Origin of the sequence: Streptomyces sp. CA-243310 (genome assembly GCF_050936775.1) — a bacterium.
Classification (GTDB): domain Bacteria; phylum Actinomycetota; class Actinomycetes; order Streptomycetales; family Streptomycetaceae; genus Streptomyces.
Genome location: NZ_JBNJMF010000004.1, coordinates 54277 through 77584, shown reverse-complemented (window position 1 = coordinate 77584; position 23308 = coordinate 54277). Strand labels below are relative to the sequence as shown.

The following is a 23308-nucleotide window of genomic DNA, read 5'->3' as shown; positions in this document are numbered from 1 at the left end:
GCTGATGACCGCCCCGCTGCCGGTACGGCCCACCCCGCACGAGAGGGACGGGCGTACCGAACCGGACCCCACTCCGGCTCGCCCCCACCCGACACCGTCCAACTGACTCCGCCCCTGCCTCCGACGCGGAAGCGCGCCCGACCCCCGGGCATCGCCACCGCGACACCGGCCGCAGGAACCGGGCGGGGCTCCGGCCCCGCCCGGCCCCGAACCATCGAGGGAGAGAGATGTCCACCAGCCTGATGCCGACCGGCCGGCCGGCTCCGCCACGGCAGGGCCCGGTCCCGGCCTCCGCCGACCCCACTCCGCCCGCCACAGTCGGCGCTCCGCCGGCCGCCCCGACGGCTCCGCCCGCCTCCGAGGCCGCTCCGGTCGACCCGCGCCAGTGGCCCGCGACCGCAATGGGCGCCCTGATCATCGCGGCCGTTCTGTGTGCCGCGGTCATCGCCGGGATCGGGTTCGTCGGGTCCTACACCGCCCTGAAAAACCTGGCGACAACCCGAGGCTTCGGCTACTTCGCGGCAGTCTTTCCCATCGGCGTGGACGCCGGAATCGTCGCGATGTACGCCCTCGACCTGATCCTCGTGTGGCGCCGGATGCCCAAACCGCTCCTACGATTGATCGCCCACGGACTGACGCTCGCGACCATCGTCTTCAACGCGTACTCGGGCGCACGGTCCCCGCTTGAGGACCCCCTCACCGCGGCCATGCACGCCGTCATGCCCATGCTGTTCCTCGCGGTCGTCGAAGCCGTGCGACACCTGATCATCCGCACGAACCGGCTGTCGATGTCCGCCGACTCGGATCGGGTACCGCTGCACCGCTGGGCCCTCGCCCCCTGGCCTACCTGGCGCCTGTACCGCCGGATGCGGCTGTGGGAAATCAACTCGTACACGCAGATGGTGGCCATGGACCGGGACCGCATCGTCTACCGGGCCTACCTCAAGCACAAGTATGGCCGGGGGTGGCGACGGAAGGCCGGCGCGAACGCCCTACTCCCCTTCACGATGGGCTCCTACGGGCTGACCGTCGCCCAAGCATTGGCCCTGCCTCAGGAGCAGAAGGAGTCCGAGGCCAGGCGCGCGGCTGCCGAGCAAGAGCGGATCGCGACCGCCACGGCGCGGGAGGAACAGCGCATCCTGGACGCCGAGGAGCGAGCCGCGGCCGCTCAAGTTCGGCGCCTGGAGATCGCCGCCACAGTGACCGCAGCGAAGCACCGCATCGCTGCGGAGACCATCGTGGCTGAGGCGGAGGCCCGCGCGGCCGAAGTGTCCGCGACCTCGGAAGCCGAGTCGGCGGCCCACACCGCGCGGCTGTCGGCGGAAGCCGCCCGCAGGCAGGCGGAGCGAGACGCACAGACGGCGGAGCTCACCGCCGAGCGAGCGGAGCAAGCCGGGCGAAGCGCCGCCGAAGCCGAAGCCGAAGCCCGCAAGGAAGAGGCCATTCGGATCGCGGCGGAGCACCGCAAGGCCACCGCTGCCGCCACGGCGGAAGCCGCGGAGACCGAGCGGAGCGCGATGGAAGACCGGCGGAGGGCGGCAGAGGCCGACCGTATCGCGCAGGAGCACCGCGAGGCCGAAGCGGAAGCCGAAGCAAAGACGGCGGAGTTGAATCGCCGCACGGCGGAGCACCGCGAGGCCACCGAGCGAGCGGAGGTGGCCGCCATGGAAGCCGAAGACCTGGCCCGCGTGCCCCTTCGCGAGCGGGCGGAGCGGAAGGTCGCCCGCATGATCCTGGCCGCGTGGAACGCGCTGCCGGCCGAACAGCGGCCGGAGCGGCCCGACATGTACGCGGTGTCCCTGGATGAGGTCGGCGAAGCCCTCAGCGTCAAGCAGAGCGTCGCCGGGGTGCGCCGTCAGGCGGCCGCCGACCTGATCGCCGCTGGCTACACCGGCTGAATCCGACAACGAACCCGACCAAGAGGAGACCCACATGGCCCCCCTCACGGATGTAACCGCCACCGCACTCGCGCTGATCGTGGACCCGCACGACGACGGATCGGCAACGCTGGTCCTCTTCACGGAAGAGGTGGCGGGTCCTGCGGGCCGGTACACCTTCCACCTCGACGAGCACGTGGCCCGCAGTCTGCGGCTCGCCGCCGACTGGGTAGGCAAGGAGTGATGCCGGCCCACGGCAAGGCCGGCGCCTGCGCCGCACCGGCCCCGTGGCTGGTCGAGGGGTACAGCGGGAGCGGCGAGGCAATGAGCCTGGACCGCACCGTGTACGCCTGCCAGGTACACCTGGACACCGCCGAGACGCAGTGGCTGCGGGGCCTTACCCCATCGACCCGAACCGCTGTCGGACTCCAGTGGTGCGGACTGTGGACGGACTACGTGCCGCCCGGCGAGGGATGACGACCGAGACCATAAGTGGGGCCCACGGCGCTCTAATCGCCGTGGGCCCCCGCCCGTTCTACCCTCTGCGGGAGCCTTCATCAATACCCGAAGTGGGCAGATCAGCCGTGGTGAAAGATGTTCGCGACTTCCTTGACGAGCACCGTTACGCAGCCGGCCACGAACGCGCCAAGCACTCGTTGCAGCATGCTGGGTGCCTTGGCTTGTCGGTGTCGGCGGACGGGTCGAGGGCAAGGGCGGTGCTGCTTGCGACGGGACATGGATGCTCCAAGACGAGAGGTGCCCTCGCGGTTCCTCAGCTCGATTCGAACCGCGGCCGCGACGGCTGCTGATATCACTCCAACCACCCTGCCGGGGGCGGAATCAGTGAGCCTCGGAGAGCATGCAGATCTCGGTGTAACTTCCAGAGGATGGAAGAAGAGCAGGTCGTCGAGTGGGAATCAGGCACGGCCGAAGACCTCGTGCGCGACGCGCAGGCCCTCGGTATCGAGCACGTCTCGTCGCGGATGATCACGGACTGGGTTGAGGTCGGCCTCTTGGCCGCTCCCGACTTCCAGAAGACGACGCAGCGAGGCAGTGACAGTGGGCTGTTCCCCGCTGTCCAGCGCCGGCTGTTCTCCGAACTGCTTGATGTTCGCAAGAGATCCCCCCTCAAGCGGATCCCCCACCGGACCGTTATCCCGGTGGTCCTGTTCGTCTGGCTGACGAGCGACACCGTCGTTCCGGTGTCCCAAGCGCGCAGGGCCCTGCGTACGTGGGCGCAGGCGACCGGCAAGGTCAGTGGAGCGCGCCGGCAGGAGACCGCCCGCCGGCTTGTTGAGCAATTCGCCCACCCCTCGGCTACCTACCGCCAACGGCGCACGGCTCAACTTCTGATCGAACAGGGCGAGAAGACCCGCAAGCCCGACTGGCCCAAGCTGCATTCCGCGCTCACCGCCGTCTGCTCACCGTGGCCGACTGCCGGCATGCCCTTGCTGGAGCGAGGCATCGGCCGCCCGGACATGCCCATGACGGTGACCGACTCCATCGTGATGAAGGTGGCCGTCGATCAGCTCACCACCCGACTGCGCGTCGAGCGGGTCGAAGAAGAGGATCTTCTGACAGCGCGAGCCATGCACCGGAGCGCCTGGGCTCGGTACGAGATGGACCGCACCGAGAAGCAACCCGCAGGTACGACACCCGGCTTCTTCGCTGCCCCCGAAACCATGGAGGCGCGAGTCAGGGAGCAAGTAGCCGCATACATGGGTGCCCTCGCAGGATCGCTAGGCATCATCACGGAGGTGGCGGCAAAGGCGCGCGTCAGCAACCCCTCGTTCTGATCACCGTACGCACCCCCCGGTGGGGCATCGCCGCGCAACCTCCGGACGTCGTCGAGTACGGCCCGCAGCCCTCCTGACTCACTCAGGGTGTGAGAACCGCCAACCTCGATGAGGTCGACCAAAGGCGACTACAAAGGCAGGCAATGGTCATGTTTCGGGAAAATGGGACGCACAGAATGGGGGATCACGCGGCCGATCGCTGAGTCCCTGGTGTGATGGCTCGGCGGAGGGTGCCACGGGCCCTCAGGGGGGCGTACAACGGCGCGGCAGCTTTCCCCGAAAGCGTCAAGGTAAGTAAGCTCTCACCATGTTGCCCACAGACGAGCAAGAGGACCGACCCGACCGGCAGAAGGTTACCTTCAAGCTTTCGGCGTCCCTCAAGAGCGATCTCAAGATCCGCGCGGCAGAACTTCGTGTCGACATCCAAGACGCGGTGGCCGGCGCGATGAGCGAGTGGCAGAGCGCCCCCCACTCCGCGGTTCCCACTCTCGACACCGCAGGAGCACCCCCCTTCGCGACCTGGCTCACGGACACGGTCACCGCCGAGTTCAAGCAGGAGTGCAGCCAACGAGGCATCCCCTACGTTCAAGGTCTCGCCCAAGCCATCACCCTCTGGCTCGGTTCGCACCCCTCGCCCCGTCACCAACCGCCGGAGCGGACCACCCGCCGAATCATCGTCTGCAACCAGAAGGGTGGCGTCGGCAAGACGGCAGTCTCCGCCAGCCTGGGAGGCGTGTTCGCCGAAGACGCGGAACTCGCTCGAATCGCAGGCGGAGCCTTTCCCGGCAACGCGAGCTTCGCCCGTGTCGGCGCACCCGACGCCGACAAGGAAGCCGACGGCTCCACGCCCATCGAAGCGGACGAATCGTATGAGGCACCACAACTGCGAGTACTCCTGGTGGACTACGACCCTCAAGGGCATCTCTCCAGGCAACTCGGCTTCAAGCAACTCCCCGCAAATGGCCCCAGCCTGGCGAAGTTCATGGCGAAGCAAGCCGACGGCGACATTCACGACCTCGTCGTCCCCGTGGACGAGGAGCGCTTCGGCGGCCGCCTGGATCTCCTGCCCTCCTGCCAGGACGCGTTCCTGCTGGACGTCATGATCTCCACTGCCCGCAACCGGCAAGCCACGCTGGAACGTGCCCTGGGACCCCTCGAAGCGCACTACGACGTCATCATCATCGACTGCCCTCCGAGCCTGGGCATGGCGATGGACGCGGCAATCTACTACGGCCGCGAACGAGACGGTGAGCGCATGGGGGAGTCCGGCGTCCTCATCGTGGTGCAAGCAGAGGACTCCTCTGCCGATGCCTACGACATGCTCGTCGGTCAGATCGACGACGGCATGCTCGAATTCCAGATCACGACCGCCTACCTCGGACTCGTCGTCAATCTCTATGACGCACGAGACGGATACGTCATCACCAGCTCCCTCAAGGAGTGGCGCGCACTCGGAGATCCCCGCGTCGTGGGAGTCATCCCACGCCTCAAGGAACAGCGGGAAGCGGCCCGCGCCCGGCGGACACTGATCGCCTATGACCCCTCATGTACCCAGTCCCGCGTCATGCGCCAGATCGTCCAGGAGATCTCATGACAGCCGCTCGTAAGACGCCGGCCGCCCGGACCGGGCCCAGTGCCGCCTTCGGGGCGGCAAGGTCTCGGAGCACGCGCGGAGCGCTCATCGACTCTGTGGTGGGTGCCCATCCGGTTACGGTTCCCACCGATACCGTCGCCGAGAACCCGGACAACCCCCGTCGCGAGTTCGATCCGGAGTACCTGCACGGCCTGGCCATGAACATGCGGGAGGTAGGCCAGATCCAGACGGCCACCGTCATGACCCGACTCGCATTCCTCGTCGCGCACCCCGAGCACCAAGACGCAGTGCCTGCCAACCGCGACTATGTCGTCATCGACGGCCACTGCCGCCTCCGAGCGGCGAACGAAGCTGGCATCGAACTGCGAATCACGGTGGACGACTCATCCGCAGGGACTCGTGAGGACCTCCTGGCTGCGGCTCTCAGCGCCAACCACTTCCGCAAGGACCTGACGCCGATCGAGGAAGCGCAAGCCATCGAGGCTCTCGTGGCCTTTCATGGCAGCGCATCAGCCGTCGTGTCCGTCCTCGGCGGCGCGGTCAATGACTCCTGGATCTCGACGCGGCGGGCACTGCTGAAGCTGCCCGAGCCCATCCAGGGCCGAGTCGCGTCGAAGGAAGTGCCCATTGCCATCGCGCGCAAGGCCGGCACGCTACCCGCAGAAGAGCAGAGCGCCTTTGTCGACGCCAAGATGGCGGAGCGGAAGGCAGCACAGGACCTGAAGCCCAAGCCAGTGCGCGGGCGGGCCGCCGCTGCCATCAAGAAGGAACAACCCCTAGCTGCCCCCACGGCGGGCACAGGCATTGACACACCGCCGCGTAACGAGACGGCGCCTGCCTCGACTGCGACTCACCAAGCGGTTCCGGAACCCCGAAGCGAGTCACCGGAACGCGAACCAGACACCCCGGTCGACTGGACAAACGCTGACGCGGTCACCACTGCCATCCTCGACCGCTGCCCGTCAAGCACCGTTCAGCAGATCGCACAACAGCTGCTCGACGCCCTGTGACGAGCACGGTTTTACCGCGTAAAAGTCTGACCGGGGGACGAGCCGCCGTGGCCAGCGCAGAGCTCTCCCCTCGGTCGGTTTTTTACCGCGTAAAACTCCGGCTGCGGATCCTCGAACCCCGTGACCGGCAGCCGACGACTTTTACGCGGTAAAAAACCACCGCCTATGGAGCTGGATCCCGAGAGCCGGCCGGCCTTCGTGGCCATGCCACCCGCCCGGCCCAGTCCACCCCGTGAGTACCTCGCCGACGATCTGAAGCGAACTCAGGTGCTACAGGTGACCCACCGTGAGAGTGTGAAGATGATGAAGAAGACGCAGGAGGGACGGGGATGACCGGGGGCAACTCACCAATCCTGCTCACGCGCACGCACCGGATACTCATCGGCGTCGTGGTGGCCGGTGCTGTGCTCATTGCGGGGATCGGCTTCGCTGGCTCGTACGCCGCGGTGCGCGCGCTGGCGTTGCAGAAGGGATTCGGCGGCTTCTCGCTCGTCTTCCCGATCGGTATCGACGCCGGAATCTGCGTACTCCTCGCGCTCGACCTCCTGCTGACCTGGTTGCGGATCCCGTTCCCGCTGCTGCGTCAGACCGCATGGCTGTTGACTGCGGCGACGATCGCGTTCAACGGCGCGGCCGCCTGGCCCGACCCCCTGGGCGTGGGGATGCACGCCGTGATCCCGATCCTGTTCGTGGTCACCGTCGAGGCGGCCCGCCACGCGGTGGGCCGGATCGCGGACATCACCGCCGACCGGCACATGGAGGGCGTCCGCATCACCCGCTGGCTGTTGTCGCCGCTCCCGACCTTCAAGCTGTGGCGCCGCATGAAACTGTGGGAGCTGCGCTCCTACGAGCAGGCCGTCGGCATGGAACAGGACCGGTTGATATACCAGGCCCGCCTCCAGGCCCGGTACGGGCGGGCCTGGCGTCGCAAGGCCCCCGTCGAAGCGCTGATGCCGCTGAGGCTGGCCCGCATCGGCGTCCCCCTGGCACAGACCGCCTCCCACGGCCTCACCGCGGCCGGCCTCGAACCCGCACTGCTGCGCCCCGCGACGTCGTCGGTCGAGCACGAGGTGACGGTCGAACGGGACGACACCCTCCCGCCGGCGCCGACCGCGCCATCCGAGCCCGCTCCTCTCACACAGCCGGAGCACGGTGAGGGAGTTCCGGTCGAGGCGTACGCCGAACCGCTGGAGCGGGAGCACGACTACGCCGACACCCGCCACCAGGCGGCGGTCTCCCGACCCGCCGTACAGGACAACGTGTTGGACGGGGGAGGGCTGTTCGAGGCGTACCGCTCCTTCGCCGCGGCCACCGGATCGGCGCCCAACGCGAAGACCTTCGCGGCGCACCTGGCCGACGCCTACGGCATCCGAGACGTCACGACGGGCGCCCCGGTGACGGCCGATGAGATCACACTCCTGCTGGCCCCGTTCGCGGAACTCCCCACTGCGACGATTGCCGGCCAGGCGCCCGATGATCTCGTTGACGGCCTTGGTCCCGACGACGAACCGGTGTCACCGGCACCTGAGGAGCCGGTGGAGCCTCACCCGTTCTTCGCCCCTCGGACGGAGCACAGTCCCGCTCCGGTCCCGGCTCGCACGGCAACCTTGTCGACCGCGCCGGAGGCCTCGACGGTCGACGCCCGGGCGGTCCCCCGGCAGCACCGCCGAGACGTACCGTCCCCCGGGAGCGAGGTTCTCGCGGAGACGTCGACCGCTGCCGGCGGAGCCGTCACGGCGCGGCTGCCGGAGCAGGAGCCTGACGCTGACGACGGCCTGACGGAGACTGAGCGCCAAGTCCGCCAGGTGGCTCTGTGGCTGGACGAAGCCGACGCGGAGGGCGAGAAGCTCGCGGGCGCGGAAGTCGCCCGCCGGCTCGGGGTCTCTCCCAGCACCGGTCAACGTCGCCTGAGCGGCGCCGTCCAGTACCGCGAGGAACACCGACGCCAGTCGGGGCGCGGACACCTTCGGTCGGTCACCAACCGCGCCTGACCCCGCTACCTGAGGTACCGGTGACCGATCGGTCACCGGTCCTGGCCGCGACCGGTCTGCCCGGTGACTGATGACCGGTGACCGATGACTGTCGCCGGTGACTGGCCTCGACCCGCTCCATCCGACCGGTGACTCACCGGCTGTTCGCGTCAGCCAGCGTTCTGACAGACCGGCTACCGGTGCGGGTGACCGGTGACTGACCGCGTGCACGGTGGCCTGGGGCCGGTGACCGATCGGTCACCCGCCCCAGGCCCTAACCGGGTGGTGACTGGTGACCGGTGGACCCGACCCTGTGACCGGTGCTGGCTGAGCCGCTGCCTCCGCCTGGCACCCGTGGTCTGGGGTACCGGTGACTGATCGGTCACCGCCTTCGTCTGGCCGGTCCGCTGTACCGGTGACTGACCGAGTGCGCGCCCACCGAGGCATGGTGACTGATCGGTCACCGGCCGGGAACGAGCGCCTTTGCGAGGTGACTGGTGACTGGTGGGTCCGCCCTGTGACCGGTGCCGGCTGGCCGGAGTTACCGGTCATCGGTGCCTCTTCCTGGTACCCGCGGTCTGGGATGCCGGTGACTGATCGGTCACCGGTCTTGGCCAGGCCGGTTCCACCCGGTGACTGACGACCGGTGACCGGTGACCGGTGACCGGCCTGGTGACTGGCCTCGGCCCACCCCCGAAGAGCCGGTGACTGACCGGATCTTCGGGGGTAGGCCGTCCGCCGAAGCCGTGATCGGTGATCGACGTCCGGGCGACCGGTGACTGACCGCGTGCACGGTGGTCGGGGACGCCGGTGACCGATCGGTCACCGGCCCCGGACCTGACCGATTGACCGGTGACTGGTGACCGATGACTGACCGGTCACCACCTCCGCCCTCGTGGAGCCGGTGACCGATGCCGGTGACCGGTGACCGAAGGCCGACCTGGTGATCGGCCCGAGAGCGCCGGTTCAGTGAGTCACCTGGAAGCGGGCAGGACCGGATGGTCGATGTGATGGTGCTCGACGTCGACACCGCACTCACCGCCCCAAGCTGTCCAGACTCGCCGGGCGACCGCCTCCGCGACTGCCACGGAGCGGTGCCGGCCCCCTTGGCATGCCACAGTCAGGCGGACCAGGTGTCCTCGTGGGACCTCATCGGCCAGGGCGCGGAGCTGAACGGCGGTTCTGGCGATCAACTCCCTGGCGCCGGGGGTGCGCAGGACGTGGGCGTACACCTCCCGATGCAGACCGGTGAGGTAGCGCATCGCGGGGTCGTGCGCGGGGTTGCGCAAGGCCTTCGACAAGTCGAGATACAGGCCGTCGGTGACGAGCTGGTGGGCGCCGTCGTGGCGGACACCGATCGAGCGGATGACGGCGGTGACGGGGCCCAGCCCGTCAAGGTGTGTGATCTGCATGCTGACCACGATTCCGCGCCGGCCGGTCCGGCGATAGGCGTTGCCCGTTGCCTCTCTGGCAGCGTGCGGGACCGGTTTCCCGACCGTGGCCCGACGCCGCTTCAGGGGTCATAGCCTGGTCCCAAGTTCAACAGGTGGGAGACATCATGGATGCGCTGCGGATCGATACGGACGGCTCGGTCGTCGCGCTCTCGTGGCCGGAGGAGTACGCGGCGCGCAGGGAGACAGTGCGTACTGCCGTGGGCGGATCGGCGGACGCCGCCATCTATCACCGCCGGGCGCACCTGCATGTCCACGGGAACGGGCAGGCGGAGAACCTTCCCATGAACCTGGCGACATGGGTGCTCGCTTCTCACTGGCGGGGAGTTGAGATCCCGTACGGCTTCCACGGGCCCGTCGTGGTGACCGGTCCGCAGTTGGCCGGGCTGGACGAGACCTTGGCGGGGCAGGTGTTGGCGATGTGTGCCGCGGTGGCGGATGTGCGGGCGGAGTGGGTGACGCGGTTGCCGGTGGGGGAGTCGCAGGCCCGCGCCGAGCTGCTGGCCGCCGCGCGGCACGCGGTCGCGCCGCCGGCCTGACCCCGGGACTGCCGGCGCCCTGTGACGAGCACGGCTTGCCCCCGTGCAAGTCCGGCCTGGGTGGCCGTCCGTGGCGGGTGCTGCGCCGGCCCCCGGTCGGAGTTTTACCGGGTAAAAGTCTGGCTGCGGGTGCAGACGCGTGCGGGGCCTGCCAACGGCAGGCCCCGCACGTTCGTTCTTCGACGCTGGTCGTCAGCTCGTCGCGGCGCGGTGCGCGGCTGGGTAGGGGTCCTGTGACAAGGCGCGGGTGATGGTGTCCTCGGTCGAGTCGTCCAAGGTGATGTCGTAGGTGCGAGCCATCTGCTGGACCCTGGCCGCCGTCTTGCGGACCGCAGTCGTGTTGCCGGCGGTCCATTCGATGTGGAGGAGGTCCCGGTAGAGGACTTCGGAGGTCTCTTCGATTTCGAGGGCTTGGAGGACGGCGTGGCGGGCGGCGTCGAGGTCGGGGGTGTCGCCGTCGGTGTGCCAGCGGGCGAGGGTGTGGGCGGTGTCGGTGATCCGCGACAGCATCTCCTGGATGACGGGATCGGCCCACGGAAGGGTGCGTCCGTCGAACGGCTTCCCGCGCACCAATGCCATTGCCGCCTCCAGGTCTGCGGTGCCGGTCTTCGGGCCGGCGGCCAGCCCACGGGAAGCCAACGCCTTGAACTGCTCCCAGTCGGAGGTCACCGCGGGGTGGAAGGTGTACCCGTCGCCGGCTTTGGGGCGGGGGAGGAGTGGGTGTCCGTCCTCGGTGAGTCCGACGACGTTGCGCAGTTCCGAGAGGCGGGAGTGCAGGGTGCGCGTCGACCACGGGTTGATCGGGTCCATGGCCTGGCAGACGGCGTCGGCGCCGCGGCCGGGGCGCAGGTGGATCAAGGCGGCGAGGGCGGTGGTGCGGGAGGCGTGAGCGGATCGCACGCCGCCCTTGATCCCGAGCGGGCCGAGCATCTCGATGCGTACTTCCCCGGCGGTCGCGTTCTTGTCGGCCGCGATGGTAGGCGGCTGCGGCTGTGCGGCTTCGGCGGGCGTGGATCCGGTGTCGGGGGCCGTAGCCTGGGCGGCCGGTTCGTCGACGGGCACGGCCGGTGCCGGGATGGTGGTGGCGGTGGCGGTGGCGGTGGGGGCGGGGGCGGGGGTCGGGGTGGGGAGTCCGGCGAGGAGCGCGGGGAAGGGGTTCCCGGGGTCTTGGGCGTCCTCGCTGGTGATGCGGACGGTGAGCGGCTGCCCGCTGGCGGCCGCCTGGTCGTGGCTTTCGGCGAACTCCCACGCCCCGGTCGCCGGTGCGGCTTCCTCGGCGGACACCGTCAGCGCGTGGACGTACTGGCGGTACTGCTCGTCGGTGATGCGCTGCAAGGTGACGGGGAGGTCGAGCGGTTCGAGGCGGGTGGCCTGCTCGCGGGTGGTGTCGAGGATCTCGGCGTGCGGGAACGCGCGCCGGGCCGCCGCGGTGGCGGGCAAGACGATCGCGGTGTGCAGGGTCCGTGCGGCCGCGAGGGCGTCGGCGAGGTGCGTGACGTGTTCCTCGTCGTGCTCACCGGCGCCGATCATCAGCCAGGGCAGGACCTGTTCACCGCTCTGGTGGGCTTCGAGGAGGAGTTCCCCGAGGTCGGTGGCGACGGCCGGGAGGTGGGGCATGGTGCGGATGCGGCCCTGCGGCAGGAGTCCGGACAGTCGGGCGCCGAGTCCGGTGGTGAGGATCTCGCTGTAGTCGGTCCAGCGGCAGGTGCCCAGTTCCAGGGCGAGGGCGCGGGCGACTTCGAGGACCTCGTCGGGGGTTCCGTCTAGGAGCAGGACACCGCAGGTCGTCAGGTCCGCCAGGAGGAGACCGTCGTCGTCCGCGCCGAGCGTGACCAGACCGGGGTAGGGGGCGTGGACGTCGCCGAGTTCCTCGACCGTCGCCAGTACCGCAGCGGGGTCGAGTGCCCAAGTCCGGGCCTCGGGACCGGTGGTGAACGGGGCGACGGGATCGGCCGGCTCATCCAGCAGGAGCGTGATCCCGTCGGCCGTGAGGCGTGCACCGCGTAGCGCCGGCAGGCTGATGCCGTCTTCGCCGGCCTGGTGGGCCAGGGCCCGCAAGGCACGGTCGAGGAAGTCGATGCCCTGCGGCTCCGCTGCCGCGTCGAGGACCTGTTCCACCTCGGTGGGAACACTGTCCTGCGCGATCGTCTCCCCCGCACGGCGTTGACGCTGTTGCAGGATCCGCCGCACCCCCAGCGCGCCGGCGAGGGACGCGGCCAGGAGCGTGCCGATACCGGCGACCAAAGCCCAATTGACGCTGCTGCCCGTGAGCTGCGCCCGAGGCGCGGCCGGCGCGGGTGCGGGTGTGGCTGCCTCCGGGGAAGGCGACGCGGCCGGGCTGGGCTGCGCGGCGCTCGCGCTGGAACTCGCGGCCGGGCCGGCTTGCGGCGTCGCGCTCGCGTGCGGGGTCGTGTTGGTCTTCGGCGTGGGCGAGGCCTTCGCGGTGGGCGCGGCGGCGCTCGGCTTCCGGCTGGTGTCGGCCTTCGGCGTCGCGCTCGCCTGCGGCGGGGGAGTGGCCTTCGCGGTGAGGGCGGGGGCCGGGGTGTCGGCCGGCGGGGTGGTGGGGCGGGAGACCTCCGGCGCGGGGGCGGGAGCTTCGGGCGCGGGTGTGCTGTCCGTCGCGGGGAGGGTGATTTTCTGTCCGGGGTAGATGAGGTCGGGGTCGGTGAAGGCACCGCCCTCGGGGAGCGGGGCGCCCTGGTTGAGTTCGAAGATCTCCGGGTAGCGGTCGGCGTCGTCGAGCAGTTTGTCCGCGACGGTGGACAGGCTGTCGCCCTCCTGGACGGTGTACTCGGCCTGACCGACCGGGGCCGTGTGGCTGGTCTGTGTCCGGATGCCCGAGGGCGTGGTGGTTGACGCGTCGGCGGGCAGGGTCAGGACCCATCCGGGCTGGATCGGCTGATCCGCGCGGAAGGTGCCGCCGTCGACCATGACGCGGCCTTCGTTGGCGGCGGCGATGTCCGTCCATCGTTCCCCGTCGCCCAGGGTGTGTTCGGCGATCGACCACAGGCTCTCGGCCGGCTTCACGTCTCGCACCGTGTACGTCACCGCCGCGCTCCCGCCCTCGTCGGCGGACAACGTCGCGGCACCGGTCGTGCTTCCGGCGGTCGTGGTGCCGGGTGTGGCGGTCGTGCTGATGCTGACGGGGGCGCTGGTGGGTGCGGCTGTCGCGGGCGCGGCGAGGGCCGTTCCGGCGGGCAGGGCCAGGAACACCGCGCCGACCAGGGCGGCGGCGGCCCGCTGCCCGACCAACCCCCGGATCTGGGGTGCGGCGCGGCCGCGGAGCTGTGCGGGAATCTCCAACAGCACCGCGCACGCGAACAGTACCCATCCCACCCATCCGGCGACGGCCAGGACCAGAAGGAAGACCTGGCCCGAGTCGTCGGTGGAGAACAGGTGGGCGAGGGCGTCGAGTCCGAGTGGGCCGACCCTGGCGGTCGCCCACCACAACAGAACGGGCAGACCCACCAACAACGCGGCCAGGACGGTGAGGCTGAGGATGCCGCGCAGCAGCGCGGCCGCGGTCTGCGCCGCGCCGCGTACGGGAGAAGCCGGCTTGCCGGCGGTGGGGGGCTTCGACATGAACCGGTCCTATCTGGCGGGGCTATTCGGGCTGAGTGACGCCGTGGAGGAGTCGGGCGTTTCCGTGGCCGGTGACGCTCATCGATCCGACGCCCACGATCGCGAGGAACCGGGTCGCGTAGGTGTCGTGGACGGTGACCGTGAGCTGGGTGCCGTCCGCGGACAGGGCGGTGGTGCCCTGGGTGCCGGCGCGGGCCAGGTAGGCCTGGGCGGCGGCCTGCGCGGCCTGCGGATCGACACGGACACCCGTGCCGGTGACGGCCGATGCGGGGTCGATGGCCTGACCGGCGGCGCGGGCGGCCTCCATCGCGACGGAATCGGCCCGCTCGGTGGCCCGCAGCTTCCCGCCCCCGTCGATCGCCAGACCGATGATCCCCAACAGGGCGACGGTCACGATCGCCGTGTAGATGGCGATCCCGCCCTCGTCACCACGCAACCGACCTCGACGTGAACCCGACTCCGGACCCGTCTGCGATGCGGTGTCCGGTCCGGTGGGTGGTGTGGGCGCTGTGGGTGAGGTCATGGCCTATCCCTCCCGGGAGCGGTACGCGTCGACCACTGACGTGAACCGGCTGGTCAAAGTCTTGGATCCGGGAACGCCGGGAAGTAGAAGGTCGGCCATGGTCACGGTGCACGAGATCGTCACGGTGACGGTGCCGACTTCCCCGATGGGGACGGCGAGACCGGAGGTGTCCACGCTGGTGCTGCTCGATGCGCAGTGCACGCCCTGGTCGTCGAGGGAGCGGGCCGCCGCGGCGCTTGCCTCGGCTTGCGCCCCGCCCTGGGTGCGCGAGATGGAGGCGGCGCGGGCGGCGTCCTCGGCGGCGGCGTCGATCTTCGCCCCGGCGGTGACGATCCGCCCGCCGGCAATCGCCATGCACAACAGCATCAGGAGCAGCGGGGTGACGATCGCGGCCGCGATCGTCTCGCTGCCCCGATCCTCCCGCCACCGCCTCGCCCAACGGCTGTGCGCGGTAGGGGTGTCGGTCACGGGCTGGTCCACCTCTCGCGGGGGGCGCCCGCAGACTGGGACACGCTCAGTCCGGCGATGCCGGGGATCATGGACGGGGCGTGGCCGGTGACGGTCACCCGTACCTCGGTGGCACTGCTCCCCGAGGTGCTCACCGTCGTGGCGGTGAGGCTGTCGCCCGCGATACGACCGAGCGTCTCGCGGGCCCGCGCGGCGCCGGCGCCTTCGGGGGACTGGTAGACGCGGGCGGCTGCCACGCCCTCGCGGGCCGCGGTCAGCGCGATGTTCCGGGCGAAGAACCACATGGCCGCCTGCACCACGCAGATGGTGACCAGGAGAACGATCGGGAAGACGATCGCCATCTGAATGGACGACTCCCCCCGATCCTTCTCACCTCGGTCCCCACCTGTGGCCCCCTCGGCCTCTGGCGTGGATCCGCCCAGCGCGGTTTCCGACACCTCGCCCTCCCCCTTCGTCGTTCCGTCGCCGGCCGGGCCGTCGTCTTCCTTCGTGCCTAGATCCCGGAGAGCTTGCCGTTGTACTTGGTGACGACGATGCCGATCGTTCCGGCGATGGCGAGGGCTCCGGCGACGGCGGCAACCCAGATGATGATGGTCGTGATCGAGATGTCGCCCCGGTCCTCGGCGGCGTGCTCCTGGACCTCCTCCCAACGGGACTTGAGGGCCACCGCGAGACGGATCGCGTACTTGGTCATGAGGGAGTCTCCTTCGTGTGAATCAGGTGTTGATCATGCGGATGACGCCGGGAAACGCGATGAGGAGCATCACGAGGACGGCCATCAGCGCTCCGGGGGCGGTCATCTTCTCCGAGTTGGCGTTCGCGTCGGCCGCCTGCGCGGCCAGCAGTTCGGTGCGCAGGTTCCTCGCGCGGGAGCGGAGGGTGGCGTAGACGGACGCGCCGTCGTCGGCGGACTGCCGCATGATCGCGGCGAGGTCGTCGAGGACCGGCAGGTCGAGTTCGGCGGTGAGACGCGCCAACGATTCCCAGTGGGGGACCTTGTCGACCCGCGAGCGGGCCAGAGCGCCCCGGATCCGCTGGAACGCCCATCCCTCGCCGACTTCGGCGGCCTGCTCCATCGCCTGCTCGGCGGACACGTTCCCGGCCCGGCGCAGGGCGACGAGGTCGAGGTAGGCGGCCATGGCGTGCGCGAACTCCGCCCGCGCCCGCCGGGCCTTGTCCCGCAACGCCAGATCGGGGGCGAACCACAGGACGACGGCGGCCAGGATTCCGACGATCGCCGGGAGATACAGGGGCAGACCGAGGAGCAGCAGCGGGATCGTGGACAGCGGTGGCAACAGCAAGCCCGCACCGGCCAGCGCGACCTTGGCCAGGAGGAAGCGGGCGGGGGTGGCGCCGGTGAGGGCGAGATCCTTGTACGGGATCCGCACCCCCGGCACATCGGACAGCCGCTCGACAAGCCACTGCCCCCACCGCTCGTCCCGATCGGTGCCCTCGCCGCCCACGGCGGCCTGGGGGACTGCGGGTTGGTTGAGGCGGCGCAGCGCCGGCCCGAGGGCCGGGGCGGGGCGCAGCACCTCGCGGATCAGCAGTGCTCCGCCGGCTCCGATGGCGGCACCGGCCAGGATCGCGGCAACAGGCGCCGTCATACCCTCACCTCCACGGGGGACTCCTCTGATTCCTCGTCCGGGACGGGAACGACGGCGACGGCGCTGCGCGGGTCGGCGATCAGGAAGCGGGGGACGGGCTTGGTGTCGGCGATCTGCCGCATCAAGGAGAGGACCCCGACGAACGCGGCCAGCAACACCGCCAACACGATCTGACCGATGGTGGTGCCGTAGGGGGCGGTGTAGGAGGGGACCAGGAACCCGGCGCCGATGATGCCGAGCGTGATGATCGTCATCCACCGCATCGTCGTGCGCGGCTTCGCCCGGTCGGCCTCGATCACCCGACGCCGGGCGACCTCCTCGTGGACGGACTCGGCGAGATCGTCCAACGCCTGCGCGAGACCGGGACCGCGGTCGGCGGCCGACAGGACCAGCGCGGCCACGACCTTGTCGGCGGTGACGTCGTTGAGGGCGTCGCCGAACTGGCGCAGCGCGTCGGTGGGCCGCCAACCGACCTGAAGCCGATCCACCAAATCCCCGACCTCACCAGCGATGTCCTCCGGGCACCCCTTGCGCGACACCTGCAACGCCTCGTCCAGGCCACGCCCGAGACGGAGGACGTTGCCCAGGCGCTGCGTCCAGTCGCCGAGCGCCTCAAGCTTTCCGATCCGAGTCGTCGCCGACTTCGTGGGCGACAACAGCCAGGGCACCCCGATCACGGCGAGGAGCACCATTGCCCCGGCGACGAACATGCCCGTCACGAGCCAGACCAGGACACCGGCGACGGCCCCGAGGGCGAGCCGTGTGCGGCGGGCCATCTTCTCGTCGCGGGACGCGAGCGTGCGCCCGGCTCGAAGCCGCGCGCCGATACCGGGGCCCTTGGGGGTGGTGGTGCCCACGATCCCGGTGACGAGACCGACAAGACCGCCGGCGACGGCCAGGCCGGCCAAGACCCACATCAGAAGGACGGTCACAGTGCGTCCTCCGTGATCAGGAGCGGCAGCGACGTGGGCCAGGTCCCGCCGGGCTCGTTCAGCAGCGACGCGTCGAAGCCGACGCGGCGCAGGTCGTTGATGCAGCGCGGCAGCATGAGCGGGACCGCGCGGGGCTCGTTCCACTCCGGGCGCGGGCCGAAGATCGCGTTCGTCTCCGGGCGGCCGCCCTCACCGATACCGGTCACCTCCAGGACGTGAGAGAGGAACCGGTGACGGTGTCCGCCGATGCGCGTCTCGTCGATCGAGGACACGAAAACGATGAAGTCCAAGCCGTTCGCGGCCTGCCGGTAGGCGAGTTGCTCGCTCATGTTGGCCTGCGCCAACAAGTACAGCTCGGCGATTCGGTCGAAGACCACGGAGGGGCGGATGGCGTGGAGGGTGCAGAGGTTTCCGCCGGCGCCGTTGGTCATGGCCTGGAGCATCGCGACGATCTCCGGCCCACGGACCTCACCCACCACGATCCGGGTCAGCGTCATGCGCAGCGCCCGATACATCAGGTCCATCAGCGTGATCTCACCGGCCGCGACCCCGCCGACCATCTCGCCGTTGGACTCGCGGGCCTCCATCGGCACGACCTGGCGGTGAAAGCCGTTCTCGTGGGCGAACAGCTCGTACTCGGTCTCCAGCGTCGCGAACCGCTCGTCGGGATCGATCTCCCGCAACAGCGCGCGCAGCAGCGTGGTCTTGCCCGCGGCCTGGCCGCCCACCACCATGATGTTCTTCTCCGCACGGACTGCGGCGCGAAGGAAGGCTTCCAAGGTGGTGTCGAGCATGCCGCGCTCGACCAGTTCGGGCAGGTCGGCGTCACGCATGCTGTGCCGGCGGATCGTGACGTAGGCGCCCGGTGTCACCTCGATCATCGCCTGAAGACGGGACCCGTCCGACATGCGCAGCGCGAGGAACGGGTCCGCGGTGCTGAGGCTGCGTTCGCTCTGGCCGGTGGTGCGACGGGCCAGATCCCGCAACAGCTCGCGCAACTCCTCCTCGGACTCCGCGACCGGCGCCACCCGCACGCGGCGACCGTCGGTGAAGTCGAGCCAGACGTCGGTGTGTCGGTTGATGAAGATGTTCTCGACCAACGGGTTGTCGAGGTGGGCTTGCAGGCGGCCGGCCCGGAACTGGAGATCGAAGACGGCCTGCGCCATGATCGCGTCCTCGGCCGCACTGCTCGCGGCACCCCGACGAACCGCCTCGGCATCCGACCAGATCGCCACCTGCTCATTGATCAGGTGGCGTCCCTGCTGCTCCTGCGCCTCCGAGGAAAGACCCGGGCGCGCCCGCAACAGGTCTGTCAGTCGCTCGCCGACCTCCTTCTTGATCAGGCGTACGGCGGCGTAGTCCAGCGTCACTGGCACGACCGGCGTCGTCTGGGCAGGTACGAGCGCACCCGCGCTCGGGGCGCCCGAGGCAACGACCCATGGGTTGGCGGATCCGGGGCTCGTCGGCGCGGGCGCCGGCTGGTGCGCGGGAGCGGGCACCGCCGCGCGGGAACCCGCGAGGCGCGCGGTCAGTGACGAACCGGGGGTGACCTGCGGGTTGCTGTGGACCGGGTTAGCGCGCACCACTGACCACCCTTCCCGAAGGCGGCTCGGGTGGCGGCGGGGCCAGCCGGGAACGGCGGATCTCCACCAGCTCCCGAACCCGCAGCGCGGCCGACCGCGCCGACCGCATCAACTCACCCACCTCGAACCGGCGCGGCTGCTCCGCACCATCCGAAAAGACGCGTGCCTCCTTGGGCCGCCACGGCATCACCGCGACCACCGGCACCTCCAAGTGCTTGCGGACCTCCTCCTTGGGATACGGCCCCTCGTCCACCAGCAGAATCCCGATCTCCGCGCTCCCCCCGAGCTGCTCGCGCAACGCCTTCAAGCGCACCTCGGCGCCCTGCAACCCGCGCATCGTGTTGCGAACGACCATCAGGACGACGTCGGCGCGCTGCGCGAGGATCGCGGACGCGCCGACCGCCCCCCGCCGACCAAGGTCCACCAAGACGTCGTGCCCGTGCTCCTCGATCCCGGCAAACAGGGCCGCGAGCGGCCGCCACACCGGTTCCATCGCCGACGCGTGCGCGGGATCGTAGAGACCCGGCAGCACCAAACGATCACGAGTCTCGGCGTCGGTGACGTCGACCAACTGCCGCCAAAACGCCTCGGCCAACTGCTGCTGACGGGCCGCCACCGCCAGATTCCGCAGGCCATGGGTGTTGTCCAAAGTGCCCTGGAGCGCACCCGGCAGGATCGCCCCGCCATCGGGGTCGGCCTCGGCCAGCACCACCCGATGCCCCTGCGCCAACGGCCACCCCATCAACAAGGCCATCGCGGTCGTGGTGACCCCCGGCGCACCGAGACCACCCACCAACGCCACAACCGCCATCTAGTTCGCCTCCTGCGGCGCGATGATCAACGCCACCGCACCGGTCGCCACCCGCGCCGCCAACGTCGGCCCATCCGCGGCCGGCACCGCCACATCCACCACGACCACCCCCGTCGCCGGCGCCGCCACACCCACCGCCACCACCGTCGCCGCCAACGTCTTCGGCGCGGCCACCGGCTCACCCGCCTTCCCACCACTCGCCGCCGCGGCCTGGGCAGGGTCGGGGGTCGACACGATCAGCACCTTCTGCCCCGGCCCCAACCGCGTCGCCGGAAGCTGCGACGGCTTCAACGCCACACCCACAAGCTGCTCACCGGCCTTGACCAGCGACACGGACGTCACCTGACCGGGAGACAGCAGCGAACCGGCCTTCAACGCGACGGCGGCCCGCTGCCCGACCATGCTCGACTTCTTCGTGACCGGGACGGCCTTGACGGCCGGATCCAGGGCGAGCGACGCGGGGGCCAGGTCGGCGGCGGTGATCGTCGCACCCACCGGCACGTCATGCGCCACCACCAACACACTCGACCGCTCACCCGACGCGGTAAACAGCAATGCTCCCGACAGGCCTCCAGCCGCGATCAACGCGACGGACAAAGCGATCAACCCGGGACGGCGGCGCCGCTGACGCACCATGCGCGGCGCGGCCGCCGGCTCAACGCCACCCCTACCGGGGCCGGGGACAGACGGCCGCCCCGGGACAGCCGTGGTGGTGCTGCTCACGTGCAATGCCTCCATACGAGGAAAAAGGGAAGTGCGGGGATCGGTCGCTTCCGTCGCTACTGGCCGACGACCTGAATCTCTCCGACCGACACCGTGAACGGCGTCTGCCGAACCTCAGTCAACTGACCGCTACGCCCGCCACCGGTGACGGCCCAATCGATCGTCCACGTGCTCGTCGCCGTGCCCTGATACCTGGCACCCGACTGACCGGCCGACGTCGACCGGTAGCGATGACCACAATCCGGCGACGGCGACATGCCACGCGCCGCGGTATACGGCGTACCCGGGGACGCGCAGGTCACTGTCGTCCCGTCGCCCATGCTCCACGCCACCGACGACACCTTCGCGGTCGCCGTCACCGTGATCCCACCCGCCGACGCCGACGCGCTGTTCGGCCCCCAGGTCGTGGGGCTCTGACCGACCCACATCCACATCGGCACCCCGACCGTGTACTTCCCGTCGGCCTTCGGACTGACGATCGCAGGACGGTCCAGAAGCATGCTGTCGACCGCCCGCTGCGCGAGGACAGCCGGGTCGACGGCCGGGGCCGGAGCGTCCTTCGACCAAAAAGTCAGACCGATGGTGTCCTCATTCGCGGTTCCCGGCCCGCTGACACAGGTGTTGAGGTAGATGGCGCCGTCACCCGGGGCGTGCCCCTCCCACATGGGGCTGCCTACGGGGGGCTGGGGATCAAGGAGTCGGATCTTGCAGGAGTCTGGATCAGGGGTGCCGCTGCCACTTCCGGTTCCTCCACCGCCGTTGGTGCCCTTGCCTTGGTTTCCGCCCGTGCCGGAGCTGCCGTCATGGCCTGGCTCTGTGACACAGATGGTGACGAACTTCTCGGCTCCGTCGCAGGGACCTGCTTCGGCGTGCGCTGGAAGGGCCAACGACAGGGACGTGGCGATGGTCAGAGGGATCGTGGTGGCTACCGCTCGCCTCAGCACTTTCTGCCTCCATCCGGCGTCAGCTTGACTACGAGCCACTGCCCAGCCCACAGCTCAACCTCAGCGACGGTGATGTAGCGCAACGGCTGCTCAGACGGATAGGGCCGAACTTCACCGGTAGCGATGTTGACCGTCTGCCACGTCGATAGATCAAGACAATCGGTGACGCCACCTCGGGGGTGCTCGCCGGACATGTCGAGCGTTGTCGCTTCGGCTCGATGGCCCGGGCTGCCCTTCTTGGCGATGCCGGCCGCCTTCATCTTCGCAAGGTCGGCCAATGCTTCATTGAAGGCGCTTTTCGCCGAGTAGTTCACAAGCTTGGTGTTCTTCTCGGTGCCAGTGGCGTAGGCCTTGACCGACTCCGCCCAGAAGGCGTTGTAGGCGGTGAGAACCTTGGCCTTCTCGGCTGCCTGCGGATCGGTGGAGCCGCTGGCCGACGCGGAGGTGGTGGGCGTCGGCGAGGGGGAGGGCGCGGCCTTGTTGTCGTCGCTGTGTTTGGTGCAGCCGGCGGTGAGGGTGGCGACGATGGCGGCTGCGGCGGTGGCGGCGAGGAGTCGGCGGTGGTGGCTGTTGGTTCGGGTGTGCTGTCGTGCCTTTGTCACGGGAACCCCCGGGTGGTTACTTCGTCGGGCGGGTGGGTTGGGTGCCTACCCGGGCCGCGGAATCGCTGGTGCAACGAGTGTGTACGTGGTTGCGGTGCAGTCGTATAGCGCACCCTACGACGTCAACGCGTCAGCTTCTATGGGGTTCTTGGGGTGCAGATGATCGAACGTCACTTTTGCCCGGGATTGTGGATCAGGCATATGCCGTACAGCCATTGAGGTGCGGGTTTGTTCCTGGCCGGCGGTGAGAATCAGCCGGAGAAGTGATTTCGGCATCCGCTGGCTTGATTTCTCCGTTCTGGCTGATTCTTTGCTGTTGGTAACGGTGGCGAAGGAAGGTCGTGGGGGTGTGTTTCTCGCATCGAGCATGGCCGGTGAACCTCACCGGTGACATCGGATCGGGTCACGATAGGGGGCTCGCGTTCACTGGTGAGGAAGTGCGGACATGATCGGCGGAACCCGACTTCGGGGCGTGCGGGGCACTGCTGACGTGGCGTTTCTTCGGTGAACCGGTGTCCGCCGAACGGGTGGTGGTCGGGTCCGGGTCTGTCGGTGAGGGCGGTGGCGCGGCTACAACCCGGGTACGTGATGATCACTGTGATGCGCGCGGCCGCCGCGATGGCCCTGGCCGTGCTTCCCCTGTCCCTGCCCGCCCCCGCGCAAGCGAGGGCCGCGGTGCCCGAGGTCCTTCCGATCGGCGTTGCGGTCTCCGTGCTCCCGGTCGCGCAGGAGTCCCGCGCCGGCTACACCCGCACCGCCTTCAAGCACTGGACCGCCGGCGACAATCCGAGTGACGGCTGTAACACCCGTTCGGAAGTCCTCATTTCGGAGGCCATCGCCGCTCCCGAGGTGGGGCCGCGCTGCTCGCTGACCGGCGGAACCTGGAGTTCCTACTACGACGAGACCGCGGTGAACGGGGCCGGCGGCCTTGACATCGACCACATGGTGCCCCTGGCCGAAGCCTGGGACTCGGGCGCTTCCGGCTGGACGGCGGCACGGCGCGAGGCGTACGCGAACGATCAGGGGCAGGCGTCTTCCCTTGTCGCGGTGACGGCGCGCTCGAATCGCCAGAAGGCGGACCAGGACCCTGCGGAGTGGCTTCCGCCGGCGGCGGGCGCGCTGTGCCGGTACGCCTCGGAGTGGACCGCCACCAAGCTGCGGTGGGGCCTGGCCGTGGACGAACTCGAACAGGACCGCCTCTACGACCTGGCCGCCGGCTGCGGCGGCGACACCGTCACCTACACCCCCGCCCCGTAAGCCGGGCGAGACGCGTGTGGTCCGCGCTACGGGGGGAGT

General features: G+C 69.7%; 21 protein-coding genes. 9 read left to right on the top strand and 12 right to left on the bottom strand.

Annotated features, from left to right (window positions below):
• Positions 1-227 precede the first annotated feature (227 nt).
• The 7 genes from ACQEVM_RS37725 (at position 228) to ACQEVM_RS37695 (ending at position 8268) form a co-directional block, all read left to right on the top strand.
• Positions 228-1898, top strand: coding sequence for a DUF2637 domain-containing protein (locus ACQEVM_RS37725; RefSeq protein WP_433087125.1), 1671 nt, complete (start codon positions 228-230; stop codon positions 1896-1898).
• 34 nt (positions 1899-1932) lie between these two features.
• The gene (locus tag ACQEVM_RS37720) at positions 1933-2121 is read left to right on the top strand and encodes a hypothetical protein (RefSeq protein ID WP_433087123.1); all 189 of its coding nucleotides are present in this window, start codon (positions 1933-1935) and stop codon (positions 2119-2121) included.
• Complete coding sequence (locus tag ACQEVM_RS37715) at positions 2121-2354, top strand: hypothetical protein (protein ID WP_433087121.1); 234 nt, start codon at positions 2121-2123, stop codon at positions 2352-2354. The genes ACQEVM_RS37720 and ACQEVM_RS37715 overlap by 1 nt, the downstream gene beginning before the upstream one ends.
• 410 nt (positions 2355-2764) lie before the next feature.
• Positions 2765-3673, top strand: a complete 909-nt coding sequence (locus ACQEVM_RS37710) for a hypothetical protein (protein WP_433087119.1) — start codon at positions 2765-2767, stop codon at positions 3671-3673.
• A gap of 307 nt (positions 3674-3980) precedes the next feature.
• Entirely contained in the window at positions 3981-5267 is a 1287-nt protein-coding gene (locus tag ACQEVM_RS37705) for a ParA family protein (protein ID WP_433087117.1), read from the top strand.
• Positions 5268-5365: 98 nt separating this feature from the next.
• The gene (locus ACQEVM_RS37700; RefSeq protein WP_433087115.1) at positions 5366-6277 is read left to right on the top strand and encodes a ParB/RepB/Spo0J family partition protein; all 912 of its coding nucleotides are present in this window, start codon (positions 5366-5368) and stop codon (positions 6275-6277) included.
• Between the two features lie 329 nt (positions 6278-6606).
• Complete coding sequence (locus tag ACQEVM_RS37695) at positions 6607-8268, top strand: DUF2637 domain-containing protein (protein WP_433087113.1); 1662 nt, start codon at positions 6607-6609, stop codon at positions 8266-8268.
• Between the two features lie 953 nt (positions 8269-9221).
• On the opposite strand, the gene ACQEVM_RS37690 is transcribed toward ACQEVM_RS37695, so the two are convergent.
• Positions 9222-9659 carry a RapZ C-terminal domain-containing protein gene (locus ACQEVM_RS37690; RefSeq protein ID WP_433087111.1) on the bottom strand — a complete coding sequence of 146 codons (438 nt, stop codon included), beginning with the start codon at positions 9657-9659 and terminating at the stop codon, positions 9222-9224.
• Positions 9660-9793: 134 nt separating this feature from the next.
• Between ACQEVM_RS37690 and ACQEVM_RS37685 the strand changes: the two genes are divergently transcribed.
• On the top strand, positions 9794-10237 hold the full coding sequence (locus ACQEVM_RS37685) for a hypothetical protein (protein ID WP_433087109.1): 444 nt from the start codon (positions 9794-9796) through the stop codon (positions 10235-10237).
• Between the two features lie 192 nt (positions 10238-10429).
• Here the strand turns inward: ACQEVM_RS37685 and ACQEVM_RS37680 are convergent, their stop codons facing one another.
• From ACQEVM_RS37680 to ACQEVM_RS37630, 11 genes are all read right to left on the bottom strand, one after another.
• Positions 10430-13819 carry a LysM peptidoglycan-binding domain-containing protein gene (locus ACQEVM_RS37680; protein ID WP_433087107.1) on the bottom strand — a complete coding sequence of 1130 codons (3390 nt, stop codon included), beginning with the start codon at positions 13817-13819 and terminating at the stop codon, positions 10430-10432.
• 22 nt (positions 13820-13841) lie between these two features.
• Positions 13842-14342 carry a TadE/TadG family type IV pilus assembly protein gene (locus ACQEVM_RS37675; RefSeq protein WP_433087105.1) on the bottom strand — a complete coding sequence of 167 codons (501 nt, stop codon included), beginning with the start codon at positions 14340-14342 and terminating at the stop codon, positions 13842-13844.
• Between the two features lie 3 nt (positions 14343-14345).
• On the bottom strand, positions 14346-14810 hold the full coding sequence (locus ACQEVM_RS37670) for a TadE/TadG family type IV pilus assembly protein (RefSeq protein ID WP_433087103.1): 465 nt from the start codon (positions 14808-14810) through the stop codon (positions 14346-14348).
• Positions 14807-15157 (bottom strand): TadE family protein, encoded by a 351-nt coding sequence (locus ACQEVM_RS37665; RefSeq protein WP_433087171.1) that lies wholly within the window; start codon positions 15155-15157, stop codon positions 14807-14809. The genes ACQEVM_RS37670 and ACQEVM_RS37665 overlap by 4 nt, the downstream gene beginning before the upstream one ends.
• Before the next feature lie 146 nt (positions 15158-15303).
• Positions 15304-15504: a hypothetical protein gene (locus ACQEVM_RS37660; protein WP_366000496.1), complete on the bottom strand. Its 201-nt coding sequence runs from the start codon at positions 15502-15504 to the stop codon at positions 15304-15306.
• A 22-nt stretch (positions 15505-15526) separates the two neighbouring features.
• Positions 15527-16417 (bottom strand): type II secretion system F family protein, encoded by an 891-nt coding sequence (locus ACQEVM_RS37655; protein WP_433087100.1) that lies wholly within the window; start codon positions 16415-16417, stop codon positions 15527-15529.
• A complete protein-coding gene (locus tag ACQEVM_RS37650) occupies positions 16414-17334 on the bottom strand; it encodes a type II secretion system F family protein (RefSeq protein WP_433087169.1) in 921 nt (306 codons plus the stop codon). Before ACQEVM_RS37650 ends, ACQEVM_RS37655 begins: the two co-directional genes overlap by 4 nt.
• Positions 17335-17345: 11 nt before the next feature.
• The gene (locus ACQEVM_RS37645) at positions 17346-18725 is read right to left on the bottom strand and encodes a CpaF family protein (RefSeq protein ID WP_433087098.1); all 1380 of its coding nucleotides are present in this window, start codon (positions 18723-18725) and stop codon (positions 17346-17348) included.
• A 196-nt stretch (positions 18726-18921) separates the two neighbouring features.
• Positions 18922-19743 (bottom strand): MinD/ParA family ATP-binding protein, encoded by an 822-nt coding sequence (locus ACQEVM_RS37640; protein ID WP_433087096.1) that lies wholly within the window; start codon positions 19741-19743, stop codon positions 18922-18924.
• A complete protein-coding gene (locus ACQEVM_RS37635; RefSeq protein WP_433087094.1) occupies positions 19744-20466 on the bottom strand; it encodes an SAF domain-containing protein in 723 nt (240 codons plus the stop codon). It abuts the gene before it with no gap.
• Between the two features lie 937 nt (positions 20467-21403).
• Positions 21404-22012: a hypothetical protein gene (locus ACQEVM_RS37630; protein ID WP_433087092.1), complete on the bottom strand. Its 609-nt coding sequence runs from the start codon at positions 22010-22012 to the stop codon at positions 21404-21406.
• A gap of 588 nt (positions 22013-22600) precedes the next feature.
• On the opposite strand from ACQEVM_RS37630, the gene ACQEVM_RS37625 reads away from it, so the two are divergent.
• The gene (locus ACQEVM_RS37625; RefSeq protein WP_433087167.1) at positions 22601-23269 is read left to right on the top strand and encodes an HNH endonuclease family protein; all 669 of its coding nucleotides are present in this window, start codon (positions 22601-22603) and stop codon (positions 23267-23269) included.
• Positions 23270-23308: the final 39 nt, after the last annotated feature.